Below are 10,709 nucleotides of genomic sequence, written 5' to 3' on the forward strand. Positions count from 1 at the left end.
GATGCAACGGGGCGGCCGCCGGGCACGGAGACCGGCGGCCGCCCGCCATGCCCGGCGGCTGTCCCGCCGTGACCGATCACAGAGACCAAGGAGCTGGACGATGCCCGAATCCAAGGCCGATCCCACCCCGCTGCGCATCGCCGTCCTCGGCGCGGGCAACATCGGCCGCCCCCTGGGCCGCCACTGGCTGGCCGCCGGTCACACCGTGACCTTCGGTTCCCGGACTCCGGACCGGCTCGCCGCCCTCGTCGAGGAGTCGGGCGAGCGAGCGCGGGCGGCCGAGTACCCGGACGCGGTGGACGCGAGTGACGTGGTGCTGCTCTCGGTGCCGCGTCCGCATCTTGAGGAGTTGCTGGAGCAGGTGGCCGACCGTCTGACCGGGAAGACCGTGATCGACGCGACGAGCCCGATCGGGCTCTCGACGGACGGTCTGTTCGTGTCCGAGCTGGGCCCGGACGTGACCCAGGGCAGCTGGTTGGCGAAGCGGCTGCCCGGCAGTTCGGTGACGCGGGCGTTCACCCACTTCCCGGACGAGCTCCTGTGGCCGCGCGGGACGCGGCAGCGGCATTTCTGGGGGATGGCGGTCGCCGCGGACGACGCGGACGCGCTGCGGATCACGGAACGCCTCGTGCACGACGCGGGCTTCGTCCCGGTACGGCTCGGAGGCCTGGACGAGTCCGCGGCGTTGGAGCCCGGTGGTGCGCTCTTCGGATACTTCTCGACGGCGGCCGGCCTGCGCAGGGCCGCCGGCATCGGCGGCTGAAGCGTCGTACGACGACGGCTGCGTCCCCGGACGTACCCGTCGTCGCGCATCGTCCGGTAGAACGCAGCGACCGCCTGTCCCGACCGGCCGGAGCCGGACAGGACAGGCGGTCGTCGCATGACCGCCTCCTCCTGGTCGGCGTCGGTCAGCGCTCCTCGCCGGCCCGCCCGGCTGCGAGCGGCAGGGACTCCACGGGGACCGCCTTCTGCTGGGCAGGCACCGGCTTCTTCCTCGGGTTGGACCAGCGCTGGGTGATGGGGCGCTCGATCAGGTCGTACAGCGCCCAGGACGCGAGGATCGAGACGCCGAGGCAGAGCAGCAGCATGGCCGCGGCCTGTGGTGCGGTGTACGTCTTGCTGCCGAGTAGTTTCCATACGCCTTCCAGCACGGTGAAGTGCACGAGATAGAAGGCGAAGGAGATGTCGCCGAGCCAGACCGTCACCCTGTTGCGGAAGACGGTGAAGCGGCCCTCGTCGTCCGCGATGGCGCCGGCCGCGATGAGGACGGCGGCCGGAATGACGCAGACGGCACGCGACGAGTAGATATACGGCGTGAAGTAGCCGAGCGCGTAGCTGGCGATGAGCAGTGCGCCGGCCCAGACCATACCGATGTTGCGCCAGCGCCCCGACATCACCGAGCGGGCCACCAGGATGCCGAGCGCGAAGTCAAGTACCCGCGGGAACGGCAGGATGTACGAGAAGAAGTACTGGTTCACCGAGGTCTCGGGCTCCATGGGCATGAACACGGACCCGGCCGGGGCGAGATGGGTGGACAGAAACGGCGTGGCGATGATGCCGAGGCCGACGATCGCGACCCAGAGATTGATCCGGTTGGCCGGGATCTTCCTGATCAGGTGGAGCAGGTACGGGAAGGACAGGTAGAAGACCGCCTCGACGGCCAGGGACCAACCAGCCGGGTTCACCCCGAAGTTGATGGAGAAGTCCGGGTAGTACACCTGGAGCATGAAGAGGTTGAGCAGCCCGATCTCCATGTCGGTGTGGGGCGCCGCGAAGACCACCATGGCCAGCGCCCAGACCACCAGATAGTTGGGGACGATCTTGAGGAACCGGCGGCGCCAGAAGCGCGGCGCGGTGTCCGTGTCCCGAGCCGACCAGGTCAGCACGAAGCCGCTGAGCACGAAGAAGAAGCTGACGCCGAGGGCGCCGGCGTGGTGTACGGAGCGGTAGTAGTCGTGCACGTTCTCGGGGCTGAGCCAGGGCACGCCAAGGAAGCCGAGCAGCGCCGCGTGGTAGAGAAACACCACGAAAGCGGCGGGAAAACGCAGCCCGGTGAGCGTGTTGAGGCGAGTGACCCGGGGGCGCCCCGTCGCACTCATTGGGTCCGTCGACACGTAGCTACTCCTCAGAAAATGTGGGGTCCGGACAAGCGCAAGTTACCCGACCCTTCCCTCTGCTGCAGGGGTGCATTCATCCGGTTACTCCCAGCACCATCAGGGCGGCTACCAGGCAGTTTGCGATGGGTGGTGGTCCTGCCACTATGACTGGGAAACACTTCCAGAAGACTCGGTGCGCCCGCGATGATAGCCCTGTACCCACATCATCCGAACGACCCACCAAACAATCCTCCGCCTCTTTCATCGATTCCCTGAATAGTTCATCGCAGGAATATCCCACCGGGAGCAGGAATGTCCCAGGGTGCGACCGGACAGTCGACCTCGCAGCGCTCACCCCATCCACCCCGCTCATCGCGGTCCGCCGGACCGGCGAAGAACCCGGCGCTGCGCGGCTGGCTGGCCGTGGCCGGGCTGGCCCTCGGCGTCTTCTCGTTCGTCACGACCGAGACCCTGCCGATCGGCCTGCTGCCGTCGATCGCTGACGGTACGTCGGTGTCGGTGGGCGCGGCGGGCTTTCTGGTGACCGGCTTCGCCACGGTCGCGGCGGCGACAGCGGCGCCGCTCACCATGTTCACGGGCCGTATGGACCGCAAATGGCTGCTCGCGATGCTGATGGTCTTCTACATCGCCGGCAATCTGCTGGCGACGGTGGCCTCCACCTATCCACTGCTGCTGACCGCACGCATCATCGTGGCGCTGGCCCACGGTGTCTTCTGGTCCGTCGCCGTGTCGATCGCCGTACGGCTGGTGCCCGAGCGGCACGCCGTGCGAGCGACCTCGGTGGTGCTGGGCGGGATCTCGCTGGCCTCGGTCGCGGGCACGCCGCTGGGCACGGCGATAGGCCAGTCGACGAGCTGGCACGTGGCGTTCGCGTGCGTGGGTCTGCTCGGTGTGCCGGTGCTGGCGGCGGCGCTGCTGTTCATGCCGGCGCTGCCTGCGCAGGGCAGCGGGAACCTGCGCACTCTCCTTCATGTCCTGCGCCATCGCACCCTGCTGGTGGCGATCGGGGTGACAGCGCTGGTGATGAGCGGGCACTTCCTGGCCTTCACCTATGTGACGCCCTACCTGGAGGAGGTCACAGGTGTCCGGTCGTCGTCGATCGGCGTTCTGCTGCTGGTCTTCGGTGCGGCCGGACTGGTGGGCAACTTCGCGGCGGGCGTGGTGGTGGCGCGTGCGCCGCGGGGCCCCCTGATCGGCAGCAGCGGTCTGCTGGCCGTCGTCCTGGCAGTGATGTGGGCGGGCGGTGCGAGCACTCCGCTCGCCGTGACGATGCTGGTGTGCTGGGGCGTTCTGTATGCGGCTCTGCCGGTGGCGCTCCAGACGTGGGTGCTGCAAGCCGTCCCTGGGGAGAGCGAGGCGGCGTCCTCGTGGTACGTGGCGGCGTTCAACGGCGCCATCGGTGTCGGGTCGTTGATCGGCGGGCTGCTCACGAACGCGTCGGGGCAACGGCCGACGATGCTCGCGGCGGCGGTGTTCGCGGCGGGCGCGACGGTGCTGGCCGTGGGGGCGGGAGGCTGGCGCGTCCATGGCGTGGACCGTAGGCAGGACGCCACGGCGGCGTAACGGGCCGGGGACGCAAGCCCGTGGGGCCTCGGCCCGTCACTCGCCACCGCTGGAGAAGGCCGGGCACTCCCCGGCGGCGTCTGTCAGGGACACGGACCGACAGGGCCCGGTCTTCCGCCGCCGATCATCGTGTCGTGCCGTTGTCCATTCACTTCACGGACGGCCCAACGTGGCTCTCGGAACTGTTGCTGAGCGCGCTACTTGGCATCGTTCGCCGAGCAGCGCGCTCGGGCACGTCTGAGACACCTGTTTCCGCTACGGCCGGGCCATGTCCAGCACGTCGCCGTGGGCCGCGTCGTTCTTGTGGTTGCGGCCGTGAGAACGGTCGCCGAGTACGTACGCGGCGTCGTTGAGGGTGATGGTCAGTGGCTGCTGCCGGGTGTGTGGTGGGCGGCGTAGTGCTGGGCGAGGAGGTTCTTGCCGTAGTCGTTGCCGTTGGGTTCGCGGACGATGGTGTGGACGTGGTAGCGGGCGGGTTCTTCGTTGCCGAGGAAGACGCCGGGGTGGTTGTCGTACTCCAGGAGCAGGACCGGGGAGTGTACGCGGTAGTAGAAGGCGCAGATGTCGTCGTGGCCGCCGCGCCAGACGAAGTGGGTGTCGTCCAGGTGCCGGGCGACGTCTTCGAGTTTGCGTTCGGCGTGGACCGAGGGCAGGCGGCGGAGGTAGACGCGGACGAGGTCGAGGAGCAGGTCCTGCTGGACGGCGGTGAGTTCGGCGCCGTTGATCCCTTCGGGCGGGAGGATCAGGTTGTCGCGGCCGGCGCCGGCGAGGTGGCGGCCGTTCCAGGGGCCGGCGAGTTCCGGGGGGAGGTCGGCGGCGGCCACCGAGCGGCTGAGCAGGAAGCTGCTTTCCTGCTGCTCGGTGAGGGAGCGGCGGAATCTGAGGCCCTGCCCGGTCTCGTCGTCGAAGGCGCGGGTGCCGGCGTAGCGGCCGGTGTCGCACGAGGTCGGTTCCGCGCCGAGGAACACGGGTGCCATGACGAGTTGGCTGCCGATGAAGACGCAGTGGACGTCGACGTGGTGGCCCATGAGCTGCCAGCCCCAGGGTTCCCCGGAGGTGGGCTCGCCGAAGACCGTGAACCAGTAGGTGAACTCGGTGAGGGTGTCGTGGTAGTCGTCGATGAGTTCACCCAGGGCGCCGTTGAGTCGCATCGCGTCGCGGACGAGTGCGTACCCCTCGCGGCTGAGGCTCGCTTCCATGACGGCCAGGGCCGCTTCGCGCCGAGGGACCGTCAGGCGCTCCAGCCGCATCCCTTTGGGGACCCAGGTGGGAATGGCGTTGGTCCACAGTCGCCACTGGGGCGAGTCCATCGGGAGCCGGGCGACATGCCGTTCGTAGGGGGCCAGGGATGCCAGGTAGGCCTCGGCCGCCTCGACCGCCGCGACGGGCCGGTGGCCCGTGTCGTCGAGCCGGTACAGGCCCGGGGTGGGTGTGCCGTCCGCCGTGATGCCCACGTAGGGCTCCGCCTGGCCGCGGATCGCCGCCGTCAGCTCGAAGGCGGGCTCCGGTGGGAGCAGGTCGGCGTGGAGAATGCCGTCGACCACGGGCATGGCGCCCCGCGCTCGCGGAAGCGGCACGGAAGCGGGGGTTCCCGGTCGGGGTGGCGCGGTGTCCGGGTTGTGGTCGACGCTCATGTCGGGTCCTTCGCTGTCAGGTGGCCGGCTTGACTGGGGCGGGCTGTTCGGTTGGGCGCGATGTACGGGCGAAGCGGCGCCTGGGGCGGTCGCTCGCGCGGCGGGTCAGTGGGTGGGGACGGCCAGCTGGATGTCGGGGGGTGCGAACAGGGTGGTGATGTGGCGGGAGCGGATGAGCCAGCTGCCGTCGCGCAGGACGAAGTCGTCCACCACGTCGCTCACCACGGCCGGGGTGACGGTGCTCCGGGGCGGTTCGCCGTCCTCGGCGAACAGCAGCAGGTTGGACACGGCTGTAGCGTGTGTCGTATCGGCCGAGGTCACGTGCAGGTTGGTGACGAGGTGGCGTGAGACGCGCGGGCCGCGCGCTGTGCGGCTTGCGTAGACGTGGTCGATCTCGCGGGAGCCGTGGAACGAGCGGGTGCCGAAGCGCAGTTCGGCGTCGGCGGTGAAGAACGCGGACACGCCCGTCCCGTCGGTGTGGTCGACCTCGAACCAGAGGGCGGTCGCCAGGGTCAGCAGGTGGGTGGTCAGTGCCACGCGTTCGGTGCTGCGAGGCCATGCTCGCGGCTGGGGTTCGGACGGTGGGGGGTTCGTCATCGCTGGTACTCCTGGTGATCACGAGCGGGGGCCGGGTGGTTTCCGGGTCCGGTCGGGCGGGCTGTCGCGGTCATCTCCCGGGTGGCCCGGGCGAGCAGGGCGGTCTCGGTGGCGACGACGACGAAGCGGTAGCCGCGCGCGAAGCGCCGGGCGGCGCCGGGCCCGTCGGGTGCCGTGGTGCCGAGGGGGTGACCGGCCTGGGCGCAGGACTTCTCGGCGGCCTCGGTCAGGCTCTCCAGCTCGGGTGCTCCGGGAGCGAGACCGCTGCTGACGGCGAGGTCGGCGGGGCCGACCATCACCGCGTCGATGCCGTCGGTGCCGGCGATGGAGGCGGCGTTGTGTCCATCGCCCGTCGGCTCTCCAGCTGGGCGATCAGGACGACGTCCTCGTTGCCCGCCCGCAGGTAGTCCGGCAGGCCGGTGCCGCCCCAGGCCCCGGCGCGGCCGGAGTTGCTCACGCCGCGTGTGCCCAGGGGCGGGAAGCGGCAGGACGCGACCGCGTGCCGGGCCTGCCCGGCGTCGTCCACGTGCGGAAGCACCAGGCCGGCCGCTCCCGCGTCGAGGAACACCTGTACGTCACGCGGCTCGTGGCCGGGAACCCGGACGAACGGGGCGATGCCGCAGGCGCGCGCCACGCCGATCATGGTGGAGACGGTCTGCGGGTTGATGGCGGCGTGTTCGTTGTCGATGACGAGGAAGTCGAGCCCTGTCAGGGCCAGGACCTCGATGACCTCGGGCGTCGGGAGTTTGACGAACGTGCCGAGGGCCGTCTCCCCGGCAGGCCAGGACGCCGTCCTCACGCCGGGACTCCCGGCTCGCTGGTGTCCGCGGAAGCCGCGGGGTCGTGGTAATCCCGTGCGTTGAGGACCCATCCGGCGGCCAGGAAGTCGGCGCGCGGCGGAGCGAACACGTCGATGAGGTCGTGGGCGCCGTCCCCGACCGCACGGGTCGTGTGGATGACCCCCGGCGGGATGACGGCGACGGCCAGACCGGAGCAGGGCGCCGCCTCGTCGTCCCGCCATTCGCTGAGCCGGGGCGTCCACGGGTACCGGAAGTGGTGGACGAAGTCACCGGTCAGGGTCACCGACCCCTGCTCGAAGTCGTCGTGCACGTGCGGGGACAGCTTCTCGGGGTCCCTCGGCCCCTCCTGCCGTGGAAACCAGTTGATCATCAGCGAGTCGGTGCGGAAGATGCGCCCCAGCCGCTTCGGGTCGGCGGGGACGTCCGCGAGGCGGTACACCCGGGCAGCGCCGTCGATGCGGATCGGTGGGACGGACGGCAGCGGGGCGACGGCCGGGTCGGCGACGGCGTACCGGTCGGCGTTCTCCGCGCGCCCGGCCACGTACTCGGCCCGGCAGGTGAAGACCCGCAGCACCGCGCAGTCCCGGTCGGCGGACACGGAGCTCGTACCGGCGGGGACGATCACCAGGCCCGGCTCGTCGAGCACCACGTCACCGGCGGCGGTCGACACCGTCAGACGGACTCCGGCATGGGGCAGCAGCACCATGTGCTCGTCGGGCACGCCGCTCTCGCCGACCGCTTCGCCGCCGGTCAGCTCGGTGTGCACGACGGTGAAGTTCTGCCCCCGGGCGTACTGGGAGCGGTCGCGCGACGGGCCGGTTCCCGCATCGTCGTGCGAGCGCTCGCGCCAGTTCAGGAGCTGGGCCCGGCGGGGCGCCCGGCTGTCGGTGTCCGCCCGTGGCGGGGAGGCGAGGGCGGTGCGTGCGTCATCTGCTGCGAAGGGCATGTTTCCAGCATGTGTCCGGCACCGTGCCCGATCAATGAGCACCTGCCGATCGCATCGTTCGGCCAGGCCGAACGACAGTGTCGGCTCCCGCGCTCTCAGCGGTCGACTGGGATCGCGCCGCGCACGGCGGCTTCGAGGATTCCGGAGCTCCGCCTGGTCGCGCGGTGAGTGGACCATCAGGCAGGTGGCGGGCAGGTACGGCACGACGCCGGCCGGCGGGTGACGCTCGCCCCAGGCCGCCTCGATCACGGCGCGGGCGTCGGGGCCTGCGAGGATCATGTGCGGAGAACCGTCGCCGCGGTGCACGAAGCGCGGTCTCACCCCGGGTGATCCGCAGGTCGGCCGGCGCGGTCGTGTGATCCTTCAGGGCGACGGCGGCGCAGTGTTCCTCGGGAGTGCGGGGCGTGTGGATCGCGGAGTGAGCCGCTACCGCGTCGGCCCGTATCCTTCGGCCAGACCGTACGATCGGGCTCGGGAAGCGCCGTGGACCTCCCCCGTCAGGAGTGCTTTCTCGCCGTGTCCGAGGAATTCCGCTTCGGCCGCGCCGCACAGCGCCTCCCCCGCAGCCCCGCGAGCGTCGGCGAGGCGGTCGCCGCGCTGGAGCACGCCGTCGGCGGAGCACTCTTCAGCCGCACCAGCCGGCGCGCCCAGCTCACCGGACCCGGACGCTGGTCCTGGGCGAGGTCAAAGAGCCGTACAGCCGGCCCGCCGAGACATACCGAACGGCGCCGGAGTGCGGCAGGGAACAGCGCCGGATCAGGACCGCGCACGCCCCCGAGCTCGGGAACCGGCTGCTGACCGGGCGGTCCACCGCCGCCTGCCTGCAGGACGCCCCCCTCACCGGTCTGCGGAAGCCCCTGCCATGCATACGCGGCAGCAGCTCCGGGCGGTGCAGGCAGGCACCGTCGGCATCGGCCCGTGCCCGTCGACGCGCGCCGAGGCCGGTCGTCGCCGGACCGGAGGCCGGCCGGGGCTCACCTGGCCGGGCTCGGCAGGCCGCGCGCCACCCGCCCCAGCATTCGATAAGGTACCTTATAGTTAGAGAGAGAAATTAGAAGGCACCTTACGGATAGAGAGCAGGCTCCCCCTTCCATGCCCGAACCCACCACCCTCACCGAACCGCGCCCCACGCCCCCTCACCACGTGGTGGACGCCGCACCCGCGCAGCAAGGCGCCACCGGACTGACAGGTGTCCTGCTCCCGGTCGCGATCGTGCTGATCATCGGCTCCCTCTTCGTCAGCGTCTTCCTGGCCGCGTTCCACGCCCCCCAGCCCCATGACCTTCCGGTCGCGGTCGTCGGCACCGACGCGCAGGTCGAACGGGTCGCCGACGGCCTGGAGCGCGGGCTGCCCGGCGGGTTCGAGGTGAAGGGGTACGCCGACGAAGGCTCCGCTCGGCAGGCCGTACGGGAGCGCGCGGTCTACGCCGCCTACCTGGTGGGCGACGGCGCCTCTTCCGAGCTGCTGTACGCCGGGGCCAACGGCCCGACCGTGACCTCCACCGCCGTCGGCGCCTTCTCCCAAGTCGCCCAGGCAAGCAGTGACCGCCTCATACAACAGGACATCGTCCCCGCCCCGGCCGGCGACAGCCGGAGCATGTCCGTCTTCTACGCCGGTTTCGGCATCGTCCTGGCGGGCTTCCTGTTCGGCATGATGACCTATCAGATGGCGCCGCGTCTCCAGTACCGCTGGCGGATGGCGAGCCTGGGCGCGTTCAGTGTGCTCGGCGGCGTCGTCGTGGCTCTGATCACCGGCAGCCTCGGGTTCGCGGCGCTGCCCGGCTCCTTCCTGGGGATCGCGGGAGTCGTCGCCCTGATGGCCGCGGCCGTCGGCGGCACGACCATGGCGTTCATGCGACTGTTCGGCAAGGCCGGCATGTCGCTGGCCTCCATCGTCCTGCTGACCTTCGGCAACGCGACCAGTGGTGGCACACTGCCGCCGGCCTACCTCCCGGACTGGCTGCTTCCGATGTCCGAGATCCTCCCGGTGGGAGTCGGTGTGCGCGCCCTGCAGGGTCTGTCGCACTTCGACAACGACGGCCTGCTTGTCGGTGTCCTGATCCTGGCGGCATGGGCCCTGGTCACCGCGGCGGCGCTGTACTGGCGCGACTCGCACATCCCGCGCCGCAGGGCCGCCGCCTGACGCGGCGGGCCCGGACGCTCCCGTCGGCCGCGACATACCCGTTCCTAGACTGGAGAGGTGACGGACACCGTGTTTCCCACCATCGGATACCTCGCCTGGCAGCTCTCGCAGAACATCGCCGGAAGGCTGGAGCGGGAGCTGCGGGCGCTGGACCTGACGCTGGCGCAGTACAACGCCCTGCTGCACACCGTGCGCACTCCGGGGCTCTCCTCGGCAGACATCGCGCGTCGTTCCGGCGTCACGGCCCAGTCGATGGGGGCCGCGGTGAACCATCTCATCGGGCGAGGGCTGCTGCGCCGGGAGCCGCATCCGACGAGCCGCCGCAGCATGTGTCTGTTCGCCACCGAGGAGGGGCACGCCGTAGGCACCCGTGCCGACGCGGTCGCCGGCCGCATCACAGCCGAGGCGACCTCGCACTTGCCTGCGGCGGACAGTGCGACCCTGCGCCGTCTGCTGTACCGCCTGGTCGAGGAACTGAACCCGGACTCCCTCGCTCCGGGCGTCCGGAGCGAGGGAGTCCGGCCGGAGGCCCTGACCGGGCGGGAGCGGCCGTGAGCGGCAGGTTTCGCGCGGGTCAGGTCGCGGGCCGGTGAGCTGAGCCCTCCGTGGCGGGAGGGCTCGCGTCGATTGCCCCTGCCTTTCGCCGCCTACGGCCACCATGCGCTCGACGTCACCGCGGTTCGGACCCGACGCACCTGCCCGCTGCCAGTTCTCAGCGGCATACCAGAGCAACAGGGACCCGGACCACTCCCTGGAGCCGCCTGCAGGCGCTCTCCGATCTCGTCAACACAGCCAAGCGCACCGAGACGGTCGTGTGCGCGGCCGCCCTCCGGGGCGCCGCGCATGTCCTGATCATCCCGCTCGAAGTATCGAGGGCCTTTACGGCTCCGGCCGCATCCCTCGCCCCACC

At 70.7% G+C, this 10,709-nt stretch carries 11 protein-coding genes and 1 pseudogene; 5 read left to right on the top strand and 7 right to left on the bottom strand.

Features of this window, described 5'->3' with window-relative positions; all coding sequences use genetic code 11:
* Position 1: 1 nt before the first annotated feature.
* Complete coding sequence (locus ACFF45_RS26375; protein WP_381348980.1) at positions 2-763, top strand: NADPH-dependent F420 reductase; 762 nt, start codon at positions 2-4, stop codon at positions 761-763.
* A gap of 145 nt (positions 764-908) precedes the next feature.
* Here ACFF45_RS26375 and ACFF45_RS26380 read toward each other — a convergent pair whose 3' ends face one another.
* Positions 909-2,114, bottom strand: a complete 1,206-nt coding sequence (locus ACFF45_RS26380; RefSeq protein ID WP_381348981.1) for an acyltransferase family protein — start codon at positions 2,112-2,114, stop codon at positions 909-911.
* Between the two features lie 294 nt (positions 2,115-2,408).
* Here ACFF45_RS26380 and ACFF45_RS26385 point away from each other — a divergent pair, with 294 nt between their 5' ends.
* Positions 2,409-3,680 (top strand): MFS transporter, encoded by a 1,272-nt coding sequence (locus tag ACFF45_RS26385; RefSeq protein ID WP_381348982.1) that lies wholly within the window; start codon positions 2,409-2,411, stop codon positions 3,678-3,680.
* Positions 3,681-4,042: 362 nt separating this feature from the next.
* Here ACFF45_RS26385 and ACFF45_RS26390 read toward each other — a convergent pair whose 3' ends face one another.
* The 6 genes and pseudogenes from ACFF45_RS26390 to ACFF45_RS35675 all read right to left on the bottom strand — a co-directional run.
* Positions 4,043-5,314: a DUF3500 domain-containing protein gene (locus ACFF45_RS26390; RefSeq protein WP_381348983.1), complete on the bottom strand. Its 1,272-nt coding sequence runs from the start codon at positions 5,312-5,314 to the stop codon at positions 4,043-4,045.
* A 105-nt stretch (positions 5,315-5,419) separates the two neighbouring features.
* Positions 5,420-5,851: a nuclear transport factor 2 family protein gene (locus ACFF45_RS26395; RefSeq protein WP_381348985.1), complete on the bottom strand. Its 432-nt coding sequence runs from the start codon at positions 5,849-5,851 to the stop codon at positions 5,420-5,422.
* Between the two features lie 56 nt (positions 5,852-5,907).
* Complete coding sequence (locus ACFF45_RS26400) at positions 5,908-6,207, bottom strand: HpcH/HpaI aldolase family protein (RefSeq protein WP_381348987.1); 300 nt, start codon at positions 6,205-6,207, stop codon at positions 5,908-5,910.
* Entirely contained in the window at positions 6,207-6,710 is a 504-nt protein-coding gene (locus ACFF45_RS26405; protein WP_381348988.1) for an HpcH/HpaI aldolase family protein, read from the bottom strand. The genes ACFF45_RS26400 and ACFF45_RS26405 overlap by 1 nt, the downstream gene beginning before the upstream one ends.
* Positions 6,707-7,657, bottom strand: coding sequence for a cupin domain-containing protein (locus ACFF45_RS26410; protein WP_381348990.1), 951 nt, complete (start codon positions 7,655-7,657; stop codon positions 6,707-6,709). Before ACFF45_RS26410 ends, ACFF45_RS26405 begins: the two co-directional genes overlap by 4 nt.
* Positions 7,658-7,810: 153 nt before the next feature.
* Positions 7,811-7,978: pseudogene (locus ACFF45_RS35675) on the bottom strand (luciferase domain-containing protein); the annotation flags it as partial.
* A gap of 162 nt (positions 7,979-8,140) precedes the next feature.
* On the opposite strand from ACFF45_RS35675, the gene ACFF45_RS26415 reads away from it, so the two are divergent.
* The 3 genes from ACFF45_RS26415 to ACFF45_RS26425 all read left to right on the top strand — a co-directional run bounded on the left by ACFF45_RS26415 (position 8,141) and on the right by ACFF45_RS26425 (position 10,354).
* A complete protein-coding gene (locus ACFF45_RS26415) occupies positions 8,141-8,455 on the top strand; it encodes a helix-turn-helix domain-containing protein (RefSeq protein WP_381348991.1) in 315 nt (104 codons plus the stop codon).
* A 294-nt stretch (positions 8,456-8,749) separates the two neighbouring features.
* Positions 8,750-9,799: an ABC transporter permease gene (locus tag ACFF45_RS26420; RefSeq protein ID WP_381348992.1), complete on the top strand. Its 1,050-nt coding sequence runs from the start codon at positions 8,750-8,752 to the stop codon at positions 9,797-9,799.
* Positions 9,800-9,856: 57 nt separating this feature from the next.
* Entirely contained in the window at positions 9,857-10,354 is a 498-nt protein-coding gene (locus tag ACFF45_RS26425; protein ID WP_381348994.1) for a MarR family winged helix-turn-helix transcriptional regulator, read from the top strand.
* Positions 10,355-10,709: the final 355 nt, after the last annotated feature.

The sequence above is a fragment of the Streptomyces cinereospinus genome, from assembly GCF_042430725.1.
Classification (GTDB): Bacteria; Actinomycetota; Actinomycetes; order Streptomycetales; family Streptomycetaceae; genus Streptomyces; species Streptomyces cinereospinus.

What these genes read in the sequence shown, in the direction of transcription:
- ACFF45_RS26400 (WP_381348987.1), bottom strand. Translation starts at nt 6,207, where the DNA reads ATGGTCGGCCCCGCCGACCTCGCCGTCAGCAGCGGTCTCGCTCCCGGA.
- ACFF45_RS26390 (WP_381348983.1), bottom strand. Translation starts at nt 5,314, where the DNA reads ATGAGCGTCGACCACAACCCGGACACCGCGCCACCCCGACCGGGAACC.
- ACFF45_RS26420 (WP_381348992.1), top strand. Translation starts at nt 8,750, where the DNA reads ATGCCCGAACCCACCACCCTCACCGAACCGCGCCCCACGCCCCCTCAC.
- ACFF45_RS26385 (WP_381348982.1), top strand. Translation starts at nt 2,409, where the DNA reads ATGTCCCAGGGTGCGACCGGACAGTCGACCTCGCAGCGCTCACCCCAT.
- ACFF45_RS26410 (WP_381348990.1), bottom strand. Translation starts at nt 7,657, where the DNA reads ATGCCCTTCGCAGCAGATGACGCACGCACCGCCCTCGCCTCCCCGCCA.
- ACFF45_RS26375 (WP_381348980.1), top strand. Translation starts at nt 2, where the DNA reads ATGCAACGGGGCGGCCGCCGGGCACGGAGACCGGCGGCCGCCCGCCAT.